At 64.0% G+C, this 17220-nt stretch carries 16 protein-coding genes, 2 pseudogenes and 1 riboswitch; of the genes and pseudogenes, 7 read left to right on the forward strand and 11 right to left on the reverse strand.

What is annotated here, in order from left to right; translation table 11 throughout:
- Window positions 1-222 precede the first annotated feature (222 nt).
- The 5 genes and pseudogenes from JG746_RS25945 to JG746_RS25965 all read left to right on the forward strand — a co-directional run bounded on the left by JG746_RS25945 (window position 223) and on the right by JG746_RS25965 (window position 4065).
- Window positions 223-783 (forward strand): invasion associated locus B family protein, encoded by a 561-nt coding sequence (locus tag JG746_RS25945; protein ID WP_202355310.1) that lies wholly within the window; start codon window positions 223-225, stop codon window positions 781-783.
- A 74-nt stretch (window positions 784-857) separates the two neighbouring features.
- Entirely contained in the window at window positions 858-1325 is a 468-nt protein-coding gene (locus JG746_RS25950; protein ID WP_202355311.1) for a YbjN domain-containing protein, read from the forward strand.
- Between the two features lie 118 nt (window positions 1326-1443).
- Window positions 1444-2856: a metalloprotease TldD gene (gene tldD, locus JG746_RS25955; protein WP_183457445.1), complete on the forward strand. Its 1413-nt coding sequence runs from the start codon at window positions 1444-1446 to the stop codon at window positions 2854-2856.
- Window positions 2857-2882: 26 nt separating this feature from the next.
- Window positions 2883-3156 (forward strand): annotated as a pseudogene (locus JG746_RS25960) (AbrB/MazE/SpoVT family DNA-binding domain-containing protein).
- Window positions 3157-3303: 147 nt separating this feature from the next.
- Complete coding sequence (locus JG746_RS25965; protein WP_446721219.1) at window positions 3304-4065, forward strand: transglutaminase-like cysteine peptidase; 762 nt, start codon at window positions 3304-3306, stop codon at window positions 4063-4065.
- A 210-nt stretch (window positions 4066-4275) separates the two neighbouring features.
- On the opposite strand, the gene JG746_RS25970 is transcribed toward JG746_RS25965, so the two are convergent.
- The 4 genes from JG746_RS25970 to JG746_RS25985 all read right to left on the reverse strand — a co-directional run bounded on the left by JG746_RS25970 (window position 4276) and on the right by JG746_RS25985 (window position 9393).
- Window positions 4276-4557, reverse strand: a complete 282-nt coding sequence (locus tag JG746_RS25970; protein WP_202355312.1) for a hypothetical protein — start codon at window positions 4555-4557, stop codon at window positions 4276-4278.
- A gap of 136 nt (window positions 4558-4693) precedes the next feature.
- Window positions 4694-7252: a caspase family protein gene (locus JG746_RS25975; protein ID WP_202355313.1), complete on the reverse strand. Its 2559-nt coding sequence runs from the start codon at window positions 7250-7252 to the stop codon at window positions 4694-4696.
- A 141-nt stretch (window positions 7253-7393) separates the two neighbouring features.
- A complete protein-coding gene (locus JG746_RS25980) occupies window positions 7394-8632 on the reverse strand; it encodes a class I SAM-dependent RNA methyltransferase (RefSeq protein WP_202355314.1) in 1239 nt (412 codons plus the stop codon).
- Window positions 8629-9393 carry a TlyA family RNA methyltransferase gene (locus tag JG746_RS25985; RefSeq protein WP_202355315.1) on the reverse strand — a complete coding sequence of 255 codons (765 nt, stop codon included), beginning with the start codon at window positions 9391-9393 and terminating at the stop codon, window positions 8629-8631. Before JG746_RS25985 ends, JG746_RS25980 begins: the two co-directional genes overlap by 4 nt.
- Before the next feature lie 162 nt (window positions 9394-9555).
- On the opposite strand from JG746_RS25985, the gene JG746_RS25990 reads away from it, so the two are divergent.
- The gene (locus tag JG746_RS25990) at window positions 9556-9957 is read left to right on the forward strand and encodes a GFA family protein (protein ID WP_202355316.1); all 402 of its coding nucleotides are present in this window, start codon (window positions 9556-9558) and stop codon (window positions 9955-9957) included.
- Here the strand turns inward: JG746_RS25990 and JG746_RS25995 are convergent.
- The 6 genes from JG746_RS25995 to JG746_RS26020 form a co-directional block, all read right to left on the reverse strand.
- Window positions 9954-10247 carry a hypothetical protein gene (locus JG746_RS25995; RefSeq protein ID WP_202355317.1) on the reverse strand — a complete coding sequence of 98 codons (294 nt, stop codon included), beginning with the start codon at window positions 10245-10247 and terminating at the stop codon, window positions 9954-9956. The two genes, JG746_RS25990 and JG746_RS25995, sit on opposite strands and share 4 nt — an antisense overlap.
- A 148-nt stretch (window positions 10248-10395) precedes the next feature.
- Entirely contained in the window at window positions 10396-12309 is a 1914-nt protein-coding gene (gene dxs / locus JG746_RS26000) for a 1-deoxy-D-xylulose-5-phosphate synthase (RefSeq protein WP_202355318.1), read from the reverse strand.
- 183 nt (window positions 12310-12492) lie between these two features.
- Window positions 12493-13413 carry a pirin family protein gene (locus JG746_RS26005; RefSeq protein ID WP_202355319.1) on the reverse strand — a complete coding sequence of 307 codons (921 nt, stop codon included), beginning with the start codon at window positions 13411-13413 and terminating at the stop codon, window positions 12493-12495.
- A gap of 40 nt (window positions 13414-13453) precedes the next feature.
- Window positions 13454-13720, reverse strand: coding sequence for a DUF2277 domain-containing protein (locus JG746_RS26010; RefSeq protein ID WP_202355320.1), 267 nt, complete (start codon window positions 13718-13720; stop codon window positions 13454-13456).
- A gap of 99 nt (window positions 13721-13819) precedes the next feature.
- Window positions 13820-14071, reverse strand: coding sequence for an exodeoxyribonuclease VII small subunit (locus tag JG746_RS26015; protein WP_013532792.1), 252 nt, complete (start codon window positions 14069-14071; stop codon window positions 13820-13822).
- A gap of 3 nt (window positions 14072-14074) precedes the next feature.
- Complete coding sequence (locus tag JG746_RS26020) at window positions 14075-15001, reverse strand: histone deacetylase family protein (protein WP_202355321.1); 927 nt, start codon at window positions 14999-15001, stop codon at window positions 14075-14077.
- Between the two features lie 164 nt (window positions 15002-15165).
- A riboswitch (cobalamin riboswitch) is annotated at window positions 15166-15359 on the forward strand.
- Between the two features lie 94 nt (window positions 15360-15453).
- Here JG746_RS26020 and bluB point away from each other — a divergent pair.
- Window positions 15454-16038 (forward strand): annotated as a pseudogene (gene bluB, locus JG746_RS37250) (5,6-dimethylbenzimidazole synthase); the annotation flags it as partial.
- Between the two features lie 116 nt (window positions 16039-16154).
- Here bluB and JG746_RS26030 read toward each other — a convergent pair.
- Window positions 16155-17138: a hypothetical protein gene (locus JG746_RS26030; protein ID WP_244730449.1), complete on the reverse strand. Its 984-nt coding sequence runs from the start codon at window positions 17136-17138 to the stop codon at window positions 16155-16157.
- Between the last annotated feature and the right edge of the window lie 82 nt (window positions 17139-17220).

The following is a 17220-nucleotide window of genomic DNA, read 5'->3' on the forward strand; positions in this document are numbered from 1 at the left end:
CAGGCTGAGATGGCTCTTGTGGGGCAGCGTCCATGGCGGCGAATCGCCTATGTTCGACAGGCAACCCGCCTCACACCGGCGACGTGCGCGAAGCGTCGTAATTCAGGCGAATTTGGTAGGGAAAAGCGCTGTATTGCCTGTTTCAGGACAGTTCGGCAGCGGTCTCGTCCTTTACTTGGCATAAGCGCGGCTTAAAGTGCCGTGATTCGCAATGGAGCCGTCATGAACTCTTGGCTTTCGGAACTGGGGCATACGAGACCGGGGCTTTCGAGCAGCCTGGTCAGGGCCATGTTTCTTGCCGCTTTATCCGCGGCCGGTCTGTTCGTCGCCGGTCAAGCCAATGCCGCCCAGCCAAGCGGCACGGTGCGCTCGACGCATGGCGCCTGGTCGATCATCTGTGACACGCCGGCGGGCGCCACCTCCGAACAATGCGTGATGATGCAGAATGTCGTCGCCGAGGATCGTCCGGAGATGGGGCTGTCGGTGGTCGTGCTGCGCACCGCCGACAACAAGGCCGAGATCCTGCGCGTGCTGGCGCCGCTCGGCGTGCTTTTGCCGAACGGGCTCGGCCTCAATGTCGACGGCAAGGACATCGGCCGCGCCTATTTCGTGCGCTGCTTCCAGGACGGCTGCTATGCCGAGGTCATCCTCGAAAAGCCGCTGCTCGACACGCTGAAGACCGGCACGTCGGCGACATTCATCGTCTTCCAGACGCCGGAAGAAGGCATCGGCATTCCTGTCGACCTCAAGGGTTTTGCCGACGGCTTCGCCGCCCTTCCCTGACGGCCAGGCGCTTGCGAAAAACCTGACCCTGACGCAGAATTCCCATGGGATGGGGTTTGGCGGTGGGGGTCATCATGCGTTCGTTTTCCTTGCTTTTCTCCGCAGGTCTGATTTTTACCGGCGCCGGTTCCGTTGCCTGGGCTGAAGATACCGAAATCATCACGGCGCCTGATCCGGCGGCAATTCTCGAAATCGCCAAGGGTTACGGTTCCGCCAAGCTGGACAAGGACGATGGCGGCGACCCGATGGTCTCCGGCCGGCTCGAAGGCATGAAGTACGTGATCTACTTCTATGGTTGCGAAAACCACGAGAAGTGCAAATCGATCCAGTTTTCCTCGGGCTACACCGATGCCTTCACGGCCGAGCAGGCCAATGCGTGGAACAAGAAGTACCGCTGGGTGAAGGCGTTTTCCGGCGACGGTTCCAACTTCAAGATGGATGTCTCCTTCATCGGCGGCATCACCAAGGCCAATCTCGAGGAACAATTCTCGAACTGGGATTCGATGACCACCAACATCAAGGATTTCATCAACCAGAAGTGACGCCGGCGGTCTGTCGGCGAAGCGCATTTGCCCTTGCGGCGCGTCGGGACGATTGTCTCGGCGCGGCTTCGCGCCTACATCGGGGGAAACAAGCTCTCTTCCGACGAATGGATGCGCCATGAACAGCCTGATCGGCCAATTCGATATTTCCGACGATCGCATCAAGCAGATCGTTGCCGACACCATCAACGGCGCCGACGACGGCGAACTGTTTCTCGAATACAGCGAGAGCGAGGCGCTGATGTTCGACAATGGCCGGCTGAAGACCGCCAATTTCAACACCGACCAGGGCTTTGGCCTGCGTGCCGTCGCCGGTGAGGCCAGCGGCTACGCCCATTCGAGCGACTTGTCCGAGGCCTCGCTGCTGCGCGCCGCGGCTGCCGTTTCGACCGTCAAGGGCGGCTATTCCGGTACGCTTGCCGCCGCGCCCGCTCGCACCAACCGCCATCTCTACGGCGACGAGAACCCGATCCCCTCGCCTTCCTTCGAGGCCAAGGCAAAGCTGCTGCAGGAAATCGATGCCTGGCTGCGCGCCGAGGATCCACGTGTGCGCCAGGTGACGGCCTCGCTCGCGGCGTCCTGGCAGCATGTCGAGATCGTGCGCGCCGACGGCCAGGTGGTGCGCGATATCAGGCCGCTGGTCCGCATTAACGTCTCCGTCGTGGTCGGCGACGGCGACCGCCAGGAAAGCGGCTCCTACGGCATGGGCGGACGCAAGGCGTTCGGCGACTTCCTGATCGAGGACAGCTGGAAGCACGCCGCCAAGGAAGCGCTGAGGCAGGCGCTGGTCAATCTCGAGGCCATCCCCGCCCCCGCAGGCACCTTCGACATCGTGCTGTCCAGCGGCTGGCCGGGCGTCATGCTGCACGAGGCCGTCGGGCACGGGCTGGAAGGCGACTTCAACCGCAAGAAGACCTCGGCCTTCGCCGGCCTGCTGGGCCAGCAGGTCGCCGCCAAGGGCGTCACTGTCGTCGACGACGGCACCATCCCCGAGCGGCGCGGCTCGCTCACCGTTGATGATGAAGGCACGCCTTCGGCCCGCAACGTGCTGATCGAGGACGGCAAGCTGGTCGGCTACATGCAGGACCGGCAGAACGCACGGCTGATGGGCATGAAAGCAACCGGCAACGGAAGGCGCGAAGGCTATGCGCACCAGCCGATGCCGCGCATGACCAACACCTACATGACTTCAGGCGACATGGAGCCGGACGAGATCATCGCCTCGGTCAAGAACGGCATTTACGCCGTCTCCTTCGGCGGCGGCCAGGTGGACATCACCTCGGGCAAATTCGTGTTCGGCTGCACCGAGGCCTACATGATCGAGAACGGCAAGGTGACGCAACCGATCAAGGGCGCCATGCTGATCGGCAACGGGCCCGACGCCATGCACCGCGTCTCGATGGTCGGCAACGACATGAAGCTCGACAACGGCATCGGCATGTGCGGCAAGGCCGGACAGGGCGTGCCGGTCGGCGTCGGCCAGCCGCATCTCAGGATGAACCAGATGACGGTGGGCGGCACCAGGGTTTGATCGAGACTGCATCGAGGTAAGCTCTGATGGCTAGCTCCGAAAAACCCATCACCACTGTCTCGACCGAGGGGCAAGTGGTCCTGCCCAGCGCGATCCGCAAGCGCAGGAAATGGGGCGTTGGTACCCACCTGGAGGTCGAAGATACGCCGGAGGGCGTTCTTTTGAAGCAAGCAACTCCCTTCGCCGCAACCCGGCCTCAAGACGTCTTTGGTTCCCTGCCCCACAGCTGCAGGCCGAAGACGCGAGGAGATGGACGGCGGCGTTCTCGCCGAGGCACGGCGGCGGCAAGCCAGCGATTGATACCAATGTCGTCTTTCGGTGCCTGGCAAGCCGCTGGGTTTGGGGATGTGAAAGAAGCATAGCGCGATGACGGCTTGGCGGAGTGCGTCACCCCGCGTTGCGTGCCCCGAACACGAACATGTTAACGCCTTCTTAAATGTTTAATTGATCGCGCACGATCGCCACATTAGCTTTGATCGATCCTCTCGTGCGATGGTGTTGCCAGTGCTGCGTTCCCTCGGCGTCCTGACTTCCTCGTTCCTGCTTGGCTGTGTTTCGCTGATTGGCGCAACGTCGCTGGATGTCAGTTCGGCGTCAGCGCAATCCACCTTGCCCCAGCAGCCGGCATTGTTCGGGAAGACGCAATCGTCCTCGGATGCCTCACGCTTTGCCGCGGTTGGCGGCCCCACCAGCATTCCCTACGGGTGGGTCGATTTCTGTCATCGCCGGCCAAAAGAGTGCAAGGTGCCCGCTCTACCGGCCGTCAGCGTCAAGCTGACGGCGCAGAACCTGCGCACCCTGAAGCGGATAAACCAGAAGGCGAACAGTTCCATCAAGCCCGTCAGCAATTTCGACCACTGGGGCACGATGGCCGACCACTGGGACTACCCGGTCGACGGCAAGGGCGACTGCAAGATCTACGCGCTCTACAAGCGCAAGCTTCTTCAGGAGGCCGGATTCCCCCGGCAGGCACTGCTGATGACCGTGGTCCACGACCTCGACAATGAAGGACACACCATCCTGACGGTGAAGACCGACAAGGGCGACCTGGTTCTCGACAATCTGGTCGACGAAATCCGGCCCTGGAACGCGACCGGCTACTACTTCGTCAAACGCCAGTCGCAGCAGAACCCGAATATCTGGGTGTCGATCAACCGGCGGGGCGGTACGCCGAAGACCCTCACCAACGTTGCCAAGCTCGTGGACTGAGCGACCTTTCAGGCCGCAGTGGTGCAGGCGCCGCGGATGGCCGGTGCCTTTCCAGCGCTCGGGATGGAATATTCGGCGACCGTGTCATGCGCCCTTGACCGAGCCCAAAGAACCCGGCTTCAGAGCAGAACCCTATTCATGTTTTCCGGAACTGCCGCCAGCCTCCCCCGGCGGGGAAGGCTGGCAACGATAGCCGGGAACAGGCGCTGATCAGGTGGCCTTGCCACCGTTCTTCTTGCAGTCCGCCCGGAATTTCTCGCGTGCCTTGCCGTGCAGCTTCTGGGCATCGGCGAGTGCCGAACATTGCTTCGAAATCGCGGTTTTCTCTGGCGTCATGACAGTCGTCTTTGCCTTTTTCGCGGGAGCGGCGACCGGGGCTGTGGTGGTGGTGGCGGGCGCCGTGGTGGCTGCCGCTGTGGTCGCTGCCGTGGCAGCTCCCGTCGCAATGAACCCGGCCACGGCGATGGATGTCAGAACGCTTGCAATCCGCATTGTGGTTACTCCCTTGGGCGCCCCACCCAATATGGACTCGTAACAGCGCGCCAAAGCGGCGCGCAATCTTGGCCTTGGGCAACCACGAAGTTGTGATGGCATCGTGTGTCGCGCGGCATCTTCGCGGTCCCACACGCTATTTCTTGCAAGCGGGCTCATTGGGGTGCCCGCAAGACGGCTTCTTGCCGGCCGGCGGCTGCGGCGGCCTTGGTTGTGCCTGCCGCTGCACCTGCTGCTTCGGCTGGGCATGGAACTCCGGCCTCTGCGGCTTGGGCTGACCCAGCACCTTCAGCTGAGGGTTGCCATTGCTGACTTTGAATTTCTGCTGGACATTGCCGCCACCGCTTCCGTTGGCAGCAAACTTGTGGAATTTGGGACCGTTGCCGTCGCCCATGGGCCCATTGCCTTGCCCATTGGCCTGGCCGAAGCCCTGATTGTGAAGTTTCTTGAGCTTGCCGTTGGGCGGGTTCTGGCCTGAATTCTGGCCATTGGCCGCCGATGGGTTGTTCACGCCATTCGCCGCTGGCGTGCCGTTGGCGCCCGGGATCTTGCGCAACTTGGCATCCTTGCCGGTCTTGCCGATACCATTCTGGGCCTGCCCGTCACCCTGGCCATTGGCGCCGTTTTGTCCATTCACCGCCGGGTTGCCGGTCACGGCGTTTCCACTTACCGTGGCCTGCTTGTTCAGGAGCTTCGTGGAGTTGTTCTTTGGCAGATTTGGGTTGTTGGGCAGGTTCTGTCCATTCAGCACCGGCTTGCCATTGACGAGCGGCAGCACCTTGCCGTCGGCACCGGGCAAGGCATGACCTGTCAGCTTGTCGGCGGGCAATGTCTTCGATAGCGGCGTGACACCGCCCGGCTGCTGGCCACCCTGCCCGGGCTTCTGCGGGAGGCCGCCCGGGTTCTGCTTAGGCAGGTTCGGGGTGTTGGGCAGGTTCTGTCCATTCAGCACCGGCTTGCCATTGACGAGCGGCAGCACCTTGCCGTCGGCGCCGGGCAAGGCATGACCTGTCAGCTTGTCGGCGGGCAATGTCTTCGATGGCGGCGTGACACCGCCCGGCTGCTGGCCACCCTGCCCCGGCTTCAGCGGGAGGCCACCCGGGTTCTGCTTGGACAGCACGGTTTCCTTTTTCTGCAGGAAGGCCGGCAACGCCACCTTCGTTGCCAGCGCGGCCGCACCCAGGCCCACGGCGCCAGCAGTCAGCTTCTGACCGGTGGTGAGGCCACCGCCCTGGTTATTGTTCTCGTTGATCGTCGTGTTGTTGACGATGGTGGTGTTGTGGATGTTGTTGAAGATGACGTCGTTCGGTGGCGGGAGGATGTCATGCGGCGGGTTCACCCAGGCCGGCACAGGCACGAAGACGGGCGTCGGCAGCAGGAAGATGCCGGCAGGCGGCGGCGGTGGCGGCAGTTCGATGAAGTCGCGCGGCCGTGGCGGCAGGAAGATCACCGTCACGGGCGGCGGTGGTGCGAAATCGAATTCCGGGTCGTCGAAATAGAGCACGGGCCGGTCGACATAGACGATCTCATCGGGTGGTGGCGGCGGCACGTCGTAGGCGTAGACCGCAAAACCCTGCGGCGGTTCGAGCGCGGCATCGAAATGTTCTAGCCGGCGGCGGGCATCCCAGGCGTGCGGGCCATGCGGATAGCGATCGAGATAGGACCAGTAGGCTTCGGGCGTGTCCCTCAGCCAGGTCTGGCGCCAGGTGATCGCCTCGCGCCGCGCCGCCAGGATGGCGCGCACGCGCCTGGCCAGGGGATCGTGGGGATAGGCGACCAGAAAGTCCTCGTAGCCGCGCATCGTGTCGCGATCGAGAGCGGCGATATAGGCGTCATGCGCGTCGAAGTCGCGGATTTCCTTGGTCCGCATCGTGCGGATCTCGGCGGATGAAACCTGCGGCGGCGGGGCATCCGGGCCACGGTCGAAGAAGAGGAAGGGCTGCGTGATCTTCGACTCGTCCCAGGGCAGTTCCGCGCCTTGCGTCACCTCGTTGACGCGCAGGCGCGTGCGATCGAACACATCGCCCAGTTGCAAGCCGCCATCCCTGATCATCTCGGCGAGCGCCTGCGCATAAGCGCCATAAGGACCCTTGCCGTCCGGCGCGACCGTGCCGGGGGCGGCGTTGAAGGCGATCAGCATGTTCGGGTCTGGATCGACCAGCGCAAGGCCGCCGGCCAGCGGCTGGTTCGACCTGGCGAAGGAATTTGGCCGGGCCGCGTCGAGCACGACGATGTTGACCTTGGTCGGCAGTGCTGCAAGCGGCTTGGTGAGGTCGGAGACCCGCACAGCGGCCATCGGAACGTCGGCGGCGTTGGCGATCTGCGCATCGACGGGCACGAAATAGTTCTCACCCTCGAACTGCAGGCCCTGGCCGGCCAGATAGACGAACACTACCGCGTCGGGACCGGCAGCCGTGACCTTGGCGAGGAAATCGCGATAGGCGCCACGCAGCGATTCCTGGTCAACATCGCGCGCGCCGACCACGTCGAACCCCGCCGCCTGCAATGTCTGGGCGATGAGGCCAGCGTCGTTGGCGGGCGTCGCCAGCGCGCCCGAGGGGTAGGCGGCGTTGCCGATGACGAAGGCGAGACGTTTTTGGCTCTGCGCCAGCGCCAGGGCTGTCGGCCCGAACGCGAAAATGGAGAGGGCAAGGAAAAAAGCGAGGAGTTTCGAGACCGTCCGCATTACGATCATCCGTCAGGTGAGAGTGCCGATGTTTCCGCCCCGGCCGGACTAGGCCGGGGCAAAAAGGCGGCTTTGCGGCGTCAATCCGGCCGCTTTGGGCCGGGAGAGGCTGAAGTGCCCGGTCTCAACCAAACGTGATCATCAGCCGGCTCAGCCGCGCCTTTTTCTCGGCTTTTCCAGCAGGGCGACCGCTTCGACATGGGGTGACCACAGGAACTGGTCGATCGGCGTCACGCCTTTCAGTTTATAGCCGCCGTCGATGAGGATGCGCAGGTCGCGCGCCAGCGTCACCGGATTGCAGGACACTGCGGCGACGAAGGGAACATCCGAGCGGGCGATCTGCTTGGACTGGTCCTCGGCACCCGCGCGCGGCGGATCAAAGACTAGTCCATCAAAGGCGTTCAACTCCTTGAACGTCAGCGGCCGGCGGAACAGGTCGCGGCGTTCGGCCGTCACCCGCTTCAAACCGGTCGCGAAACGTGCCGCCCGATCGAGCGCGGCGAGGGCCGCGGCATCGCCTTCCACCGCGTGCACTTCCGACTTCTCGGCCAGCCGCAAGGCAAAGCTGCCGCAACCGGCGAAAAGATCGGCGACCTTCTTGGCGCGCTTCAGATGTCCACCGACAATGTCGGCCATGGTCCGTTCGGCAGCCTCGGTCGCCTGCAGGAAGGCGCCGGGCGGCACGGCGACCGCAACGCTGCCGAACATCACCACGGGCTTGCGCGGTTCGATGATGATCTCGTCATCGATGGACAGCCTGGCAAAGCCCTGCGCCAGGACGAAATTGGAAGCGATGCGGCGCTGGTGTTCGCCGAGCTTGCCGGACTCATGCACCGCGACATCGAGGCCGGAGCCCGTCGCGGTGACGGCCATGCGGAACGATTTGGTGGTTGCGCATATCAAGTCTGCCAGCGCCCGCAACCGGTCGAGTGCCGCGACGATCTCGGGCAGCGAGATCGGGCATTCGGAGATGGAAATGATTTCCGGCGACAGATGACGGTTGAAACCGAGCAGCATGCCCGTCTCGCTGCGCCGGGCGGTGAGAACGACACGGCGGCGCGTGTGCGGCGCGCAGGCGACCAGCGCGTCGATGCCGCAATCAATGCCCTTCAGCGCGTGCACCACCTTGTCGCGTTTCCACTGGTGATAGGCTTCGGCCTCGAAATGCTGGAGGGCGCAGCCGCCGCATTCGGTGAAATGGCGGCAGGCGGGTTCGATGCGCAGCGGCGAGGCCTCCAGCACCGCCATCAGCGTGGCGCGATCCCGTTCGCGTGCGGCGGTGACGATCTCGCCAGGCAGGGTGAAGGGAATGAACAGGTCGCCGCTTTCGGTTTCGGCGATGCCGTCGCCCTGGGCGCCAAGTTTTTTGATGGTGAAGCGCGCGCTCATCGATCCTTGATCCCACCGAGCAGGAATTCGCGATTGCCGTCGCCGCCTTCGATCGGCGACAGGTGCAGGCCGAGCGAGCGCCAGCCGGGAACGGCGTCCAGCCAGTCCTGCAGCAGGCCGGCGACACGGGCGGCATCGAAGGGGTCTTTCAACAGCCCGCCTTTGCCGATCGCCTCACGCCCCGCCTCGAACTGCGGTTTGACCAGAAAGACCGCGGCAGCACCAGGCCTCGCAATGGCGAGCGCCGGCGGCAGCGCCAGTTTGAGCGAGATGAAGCTGACGTCGGAGACAATGAACCCCGGAACACGGCCGGCAAGATCGGCGATGGTGAGATCGCGGGCGTTCAGGCCCTCGATGACCGTCACACGCGGGTCCTTGCCGATATCGGGATGCATCTGGCCGTGCCCAACATCGATCGCGGTGACATGGGCAGCACCACGCTCCAGCAGCACCTGGGTGAACCCGCCGGTCGAGGCGCCGATGTCGAGCGCTTCGCGACCAGCCGGATCGAGGCTGAAGTGATCGAGCCCGCCGATGAGCTTAAGCGCCGCGCGCGAGACATAGCCTTGCGCCGGATCGTCGATGGCAACAAGGCATTGCGGTGAAACGTTCTGGCCGGGCTTGCGGGCAACGGTGCCGTCAACCGTCACCGTGCCGCGTTCGACCGCGTCGCGGGCACGCGAGCGGCTGGCAAACAGGCCGCGCTGGACGAGCAGGTCGTCGAGCCGCTGGCGGGTGTTGGCTGGCAGAGGCAAGTTCATCGGCCTTCATGGCGAAAGCCGGCAGCGAAGGCAAGGACATTGGGGCGGACGAAGGAAAGAGCGGCGAAAGCATTGGGCCGCGTGGCGGCTTGCGTGCATCGCATCGGGTCCGCAAAATGGGTAATAGGAGAACCTTCATCGTCGCAACTCGGGGGAGAACGAATGCTGACGGGAACCTGCCACTGCGGCGCAGCCCACTGGACGCTGGAAGGCGATCCCGGGCCGGTGACAGCTTGCAACTGCACGCTTTGCCGTCGCTATGGCACGCTCTGGGCCTATGACTATGTCAATGAGCGCATTCACGTTTCGGGGCTGACGGGCAGCTATACGCGCGCCGGAAAGGATGCGCCTTCGCTCGAAATCCTGTTCTGCCCGACCTGCGCCTGCGTGCTCGCTTGGCGCGGCCTGCGCGCCGGCACCTCCGGCCGAACGCGCATCGCCGTCAACGTCAGGCTGGCGCCGCCCGAGGCCGTCGCCGATCTGCCGATCGACCATTTCGACGGTCTCGACACTTTTGACGACCTGCCCCGCGACGGGCGTTGCGTGCGCGATATGTGGTTCTAGAAGATGGTCCGCGACACCTGGCGCTCGACGGCCGGAGACAAACCGTCGTCCCGATCCCCCGATGCCTGCACGGCAGGATGCTCGGTGGCGATGACGGGCGGCGTAACGGGATCCGGCAGGACCACGAGCTGCGGCACCTGCCTGTAAGAAAAGCCACCGCGGATATCACCCATCTTGCTGGCGACGATGCCCAGCGCCGCCTTTTCGAGATTGCGGTCATAGCGCGTCTCGGCGGCGGCGGGTGCAGCGATCATGGTCAGAAAAGCCACGCCGCATAGAAGCGTCTTCATTGTTTTTGTCTCCCTGCCTGACGCCGGTCTAGCAGGGTGCCGTTGAAAAACGGCCAAGGGATACGGTAAGCAAAACGCCAAACGGCAGTGTTAACAATGCGTTACAAAATCAAGACGGCAAACTGATTCAAGCGCTTGAGGTTTTGAATCAGGCACGCTGGGCGCGGGCCGTATGACCGAGCGCGGTGAAAACGGTGCGTACGATGCCGGCGGCGTCGAGCCCTGCATCGGCATACATCTTTTCCGGCTTGGCGTGGTCGGCGAACACGTCGGGCAGCACCAGCGGGCGCACCTTCAGGCCGCTTTCCAGCAGTCCCTCATGAGCGAGGAACTGCAGCACGTGGCTGGCGAAGCCGCCAATGGCGCCCTCCTCCACTGTGACCAGAACCTCGTGCGAGCGGGCGAGCCGGCGGATCAGATCCTCGTCGAGCGGCTTGGCGAAGCGGGCATCGGCAACGGTGGTGGAAAGCCCCGCCGCGCCGAGTTCCTCGGCTGCGATCAGGCAATCCTGCAGGCGCGTGCCGAAGGACAGCAGCGCCACCTTGGTGCCTTCCCTGACGATGCGGCCCTTGCCGAGTTCGAGAACCGAACCGCGCTCCGGCATGTCGACGCCGACGCCATTGCCGCGCGGATAGCGGAAGGCAATCGGGCCGCCATCATAGCTTGCCGCGGTGCGCACCATGTGGCGCAGTTCCGCCTCGTCGGCCGCCGCCATCACGACGAAGCCCGGCAGGCTCGCCAGGAAGGTGGTGTCGAACGCGCCGCAATGGGTGGCGCCATCGGCGCCGACGAAACCGGCGCGATCGATGGGGAAACGCACCGGCAATCTCTGGATCGCGACATCGTGGACGACCTGGTCATAGGCGCGCTGCAGGAAGGTCGAATAGATCGCGGCGAACGGCTTGTAGCCTTCCGTCGCAAGGCCGGCGGCGAACGTCACCGCGTGCTGTTCGGCAATGCCGACATCGAAGGTCCTTGACGGGAACACTTCGCCGAACAGGTCCAGCCCGGTGCCGCTCGGCATGGCGGCGGTGACGGCGACGATGCGGTCATCCTCGCGGGCTTCCCTGATCAGGCTTTCGGCAAACACCTTGGTGTAGGCCGGTGCGTTGGCCGGCGCCTTGGCCTGCGCGCCGGTGATGACGTCGAACTTGTTGACGCCGTGATATTTGTCGGCGGCGGCTTCCGCCGGCGCGTAGCCCTTGCCCTTCTGAGTGACGACATGGATCAGCACCGGGCCTTCGCCATTGTCGCGGACGTTCTTCAGCACCGGGATCAGATGCTCGAGATTGTGACCGTCGATCGGGCCGATGTGGTAGAAGCCGAGCTCCTCGAACAGCGTGCCGCCGGTGACATAGCCACGTGCATGCTCGACCGCTCTTGTGATCGCGCGGTCGGCGCGCTTGCCGAGATAGGATGTCAGCTTCTTGCCGAAGTCGCGCAGGCCGGCATAGGCCTTGCCCGAGGCCAGACGCGCCAGATAGGCGCTCATGGCGCCGGTGGGCGGCGCGATCGACATGTCGTTGTCGTTGAGGATGACGATGAGCCGGGCATCGAGCGCGCCGGCATTGTTCATCGCCTCATAAGCCATGCCGGCCGACATGGCGCCGTCGCCGATGACGGCGATGACGTTGTTGCGGCCGCCGGAGAGGTCGCGGGCGGCGGCCATGCCGAGGCCGGCGGAGATCGATGTCGAGGAGTGCGCGGCGCCGAAGGGATCGTATTCGCTCTCGGCGCGGCGGGTGAAACCGGACAGACCGCCTTCCTGGCGCAATGTGCGGATGCGGTCGCGGCGGCCGGTCAGGATCTTGTGCGGATAGGCCTGGTGGCCGACATCCCAGATCAGCCGGTCGTCAGGGGTGTTGAAGACATAGTGCAGCGCCACCGTCAGTTCGACCACGCCAAGCCCGGCGCCGAGATGGCCACCGGTGCGGGATACCGCGTCGACCAATTCGAGGCGAAGCTCGGACGCCAGTTGCGGCAGTTCGCTCTCGTCAAGCGCGCGCAAATCCGCCGGGATGCGGACCTTGTCGAGAAGCGGCGTATGCGGCGTTGCGTTCACGGTGCTCAGGCTTTCTGTTCAACGGCGGGATAGGCCGCCGGCCTGCGAAAGTAAATGCGTGTCTGTGACGCGGGTCTGCTCCCAAAAGGACAGCGCGTCGAAACAGTCTATGCCCGCGCTTTCAAGCCCTTGTTTTCATGCATATTGTGGTCCCGAAACCGGGCCGCTTTTGGGCGATATTCCTTAGTTTTCCGGCAGTGGGATGAACTCTTCCTCATCTCCAGGAACGATATCGAAGCGGCCCGTCTTCCATTCCTGCTTGGCCTGCTCGATGCGTTCCTTCGACGAGGAGACGAAATTCCACCAGATGTAGCGCTGCGAGCCGAGCGAGGCGCCGCCGAACAGCATGAAATGCGCACCGGTTTGCGACGATACGATGATCTCGTCACCGGGCCGGAACACCAGCAGCCGTTCGGCCGGAAAGACGTCGCCCGAAATCGCGACCTCGCCTTCCAGCGTGTAGATGGCGCGTTCTTCCGCATCGGCCGGGATCTTTATGCTGGCGCCGGGCGCCAGCCTGAGGTCGGCGTAGAGCGTCTCGGTATCGGCCCGCACCGGGGAGCGCAGTCCCTGGAAATCACCAATGACGATGCGGCCGCGGACGCCTTCGGCATCGATCTCGGGCAGCCGCAAGGCGGCGGTGTTCTCGAACACAGGCGCCACTTCCTCCTTGCCATCGGGCAGTGCCAGCCATGTCTGCAGGCCGGAGACCGACATCGGCGCGCCGCGCAATTCCTCCGGCGTGCGCTCGGAATGCACGATGCCGCGGCCGGCGGTCATCAAATTCACGTCGCCGGGCTGGATCACCATTTCGGTGCCCAGGGAATCGCGATGCCTGATCTTGCCGTCGAACAGATAGGTTACCGTCGACAGGCCGATATGCGGGTGGGGACGGACGTCGAGCGCCTGGCCCGCCCGCAGGATTGCCGGCCCCATGCGGTCGAAGAAGATGAACGGCCCGACCAGACGCCTCCTGGCGGTCGGCAAAGCGCGACGGACCTCAAAGCCGCCAATGTCCTTGGCGTTCGGGATAACCATCAGCTCGATCTGATCGCTGGCAAAGGCGTCGCCGGCTTCAGGGTCTTTCCCCGGGAAGAAGCTCATGAACTCTCCTTGTCAGCGCGCGATGGCCATTTTGGCGGCATCAGGCGAAGCGGATCGCCGCCTTTGCCCGCAATTTGGCCGCCACCTCTTCACGATTGCGCGGATGCTGGTTGGTTTCGAGTGAATCAAGAAGTTCGCGCGCCGATGCCGCGATGGCTTCGACGGCGAGATCGAACGCATGCTGGTTCTGTTTCGACGGCCGTGTCGTTCCGCTCAGCTTGCGGACGAACTGAAGGGCAGCGTCGCGGACTTCGTCATTGGTTGCGGGCGGGTCAAAATTGAACAGGGTCTTGATGTTTCTGCACATCGTTTCCGTATCTCCTATTGTCCTGGAGCCGTTTCAATCGGGACGAGCTTAATCCTCAGCCATGATCGTGTCCAAAAACCGGTAAGGCAAGACCGCCATTCAATCCGCGTCGAGCGGCTCGGTTCCGACCGGCTTGCCGTCGCGCGACAGCCTGATCTTCTCGACCTTGTCCTCGGCGGCCTTCAGCAGCCGGTCGCAATGCGCCTTCAGCGCCTCGCCGCGCTCGTAGATGCGGATCGACTGGTCGAGCGGTACGTCGCCGCGCTCCAGATCATCGACGATCTTCTCCAGCGCGTCGAGCGCCTGTTCGAAGCTCATCGCCTTGACGTCTTCGTTGGTTTCACCAGCCATCATTCACCCTTTCATCAGTCGCCCGACATGGGCGGCGACCGAAAATGCCAGTCCCTGCAGATCGTAGCCGCCCTCGAGCAGGCTGACGAGCCGGTTGCCGCTGTGGCGCGCGGCGCGCTGCATCAGCTGGCCGGTCGCCCAGTCGAAATCGTCCTCGGTCAGGTTGATCTCGGCCAGCGGGTCGCGGTGATGCGCGTCGAACCCGGCCGAGATGATGATCAGATCGGGCGCGAAATTGTCGAGCGCCGGCAGCACGCGCGACAGGAAAGCATCGCGAAACACCTCGCCGCCGGTCCGTGGCGCCAAGGGCGCGTTGACGATGTTGCCGACGCCGGTCTCGCTCTTCGCGCCGGTGCCGGGATAGAGCGGCATCTGGTGCGTCGAGCAATAGAGCACCGAGGGATCGTCCCAGAAGATATCCTGGGTGCCATTGCCGTGATGGACGTCCCAGTCGACGACCGCGACGCGCTCGGCGCCATGCTTCTTCTGCGCATAGCGGGCCGCGATCGCCGCCGTGTTGAAGAAGCAGAAACCCATCGCGGTGGTCTTTTCGGCATGGTGACCGGGCGGGCGGGCGGCGACGAAGACATTGTCGGCGCGGCCTGCAAAGACATCGTCGACGGCGGCGTTGGCGGCGCCGATCGCGGTGATCACCGCCTGCCAGCTCTTCGGGCTGGCGGTGGTGTCGGCATCGATACGGGCAAGGCCCTCTTCGGGGATTGCGGCGCGCACGCGGGCGACGAAATCGGCGGGGTGCGCGTAGAGGATGGTGGCCTCGTCGCCTTCCGGCGCCTTGACGCGATCAAGCGCGGCAAAGGCCTCGTCGTCGAGCACGCGCTCGATGGCGCGCAAGCGATCCGGCCGCTCGGGGTGACCGGGCGGCGTGATGTGATCCAGGAAGATCGGATGGGTGTAGAGACGAGTGGCCATGCCCCCTATCTAGTGCCCCGGCGCCGCGATGGCCATGCATTGCGGCTTGATGACTGGGGAAAATCGCGCCTGCGTCCATTGGCGTCGCTACGGGGATTGGCGCCGCCAAGGCTTCGGCGTAAGGTCGCAGCCACTGCCTGGTGCCCGCCAGTCTGTTTGTTTAGTCGCATTCTGCGACGCCGAGTGATTCCACTTGGCTGCAAATGCTCTGGCGGGAGAATCGGGAACACGGTTGAATTCCGTGGCGTGCCCAACGCTGTGAGGGGGACCGCGCCGGTAAATGCCACTGTCGATGACGGGAAGGCACCGGACGTGGGTTGATCCCGAGCCAGAAGACCGGCCTGGCAGGCATCGTCATCCGCATGGTCAGGCGGCTGGCATTGATTGCAATCGCAAGGGGACAAGCGATGCCGAAAACCATGACCGCTCCTATGGGCGACGGATTTGACCAGATGGCACGCGATGCGGTCTACCGCGCCATGTTCACGCGGCGCGATGTGCGCAGCCATTTCCTGCCCACAGGGCTCGACGACGAGGTGTTGGCAAGGCTGCTGCTTGCCGCCCATCATGCACCGTCGGTCGGCTTCATGCAGCCGTGGAATTTCATCGTCATCCGCGATGCCGCGCGACGGGCTGATGTGCGCGACCTGTTCCTGGCCGCGCGCGAACAGGAACTGCCCGAAATCGATGCGGAAAGACAGGGGCTCTACCGCAAGCTCAAGCTCGAGGGCATCTGCGAAAGCGCCCTCAACATCTGCATCACCTGCAACCGCCGGCGCTCGCAGGGTTCGCCGCTGGGGCGCTGGCACAATCCGGAGATGGATCTCTACAGCACGGTCTGCGCGGTGCAGAATTTCTGGCTGGCGGCGCGCGCCGAAGGCGTCGGCGTCGGCTGGGTCAGTATCATCGAGCCACAGGCGCTGAAAAGCCTGCTGTCCATTCCGGAGCACGTGACGCCGATCGCCTATCTCTGCGTCGGCCGGGTTTCCGAGTTCGCGCCCAAACCCGACCTTGAAACGCATGGCTGGGGCCGGCGGCTGCCGCTGCCCGAACTGATCATGAGCGAGACGTTTTGCGGGCAAGGCGAGGCATCGCTCAAGTCAGCGGTGGCACACCTAAACACCGCCGCCTGCGCGCCCGCATGTGCCCCCGATCAACGCGTTGCGCCGGCCGTGCCCCAGCGCGAGCCGCCAAAGGAGGCCAATGCCTTGTCCTTCAGTTCCCTGAACTTCGACGACGCCTCGGCCAGCCTGATGTCCCAGGCCGGATCGGGCACCTGGCCGGCGATGGTCTTGAAATAGACCTGCATCAGGCAGGCGATTGCGAAGGGTTCGATGAAGGCCGCCTTGAAGGCCCAGGCGAAAACGATGGCGAGCACGAAGGCCCAGCCGGCGAGTTGTCCGGGCATCATGAAGAGAATGGCGCCGGCCGGGGCCAGCATCAAAAGGAAGATCACGAAGGACACGCCCCACATGATGACCGCCAGCCAGACGGCGTTCTTCACCATGGTCTTGCCGTTCTGGGCGTAGAGCACGACGCCTTGCCTGGCGGTTTCGAAGGGCGAGGACGAATTGATGCGGATGTTGTAGCCGAGGATGATCTCGTCGACATAGGTCAGCGACAGGCGGATCACCGTGTTGATGAAGGAGACCAGGCCGCTCAAGCCAGGTATGGGCAGGAAGGCGGCGATGCCGCCGAGCAGGCCGGTGATGGCGCGGATGGCGCCCTTGACCAGCTGGTCGACGACGAAAAGGATGTTGGCCTCGGCGAAACGCTCGGTCACGACCTGCCTGGCATAGGCGATCTGGTTCTGGCCATCGGGCACATCCCGGCCGTCGATCAGATGGACCATGACGGCGATATGGCCGGCCTTGACGACGTAGAGGATGTATTCGCGGATCCAGTAGACGGCGATCGAAACCACGCCGAAGCCGACCACGCCGCCCCACAGGGCAAAGGACATCGGCCCGTCGGGATCCGTGGAGATATGGCCGACGCCATAGCCGACCGACGCGCCGGTGCCGGTCGCCACGATGTAGGCCAGCGTGATGCCGAAATAGACGATCATGCGAAAGACAATGAAAGGCCAGGTCCGCATCATGATGGACACCGACCTGCCGATATCGAAATCCCACATGTCCCGAATCTCCCCTCCAGAGATGGCTGGGGAGGATGCGCTCAACCCGGGGATTGTCAATCGCGGGCGGTGGACAGCGGCG

This window comes from Mesorhizobium sp. 113-3-3 (assembly GCF_016756495.1).
Taxonomy (GTDB): domain Bacteria; phylum Pseudomonadota; class Alphaproteobacteria; order Rhizobiales; family Rhizobiaceae; genus Mesorhizobium.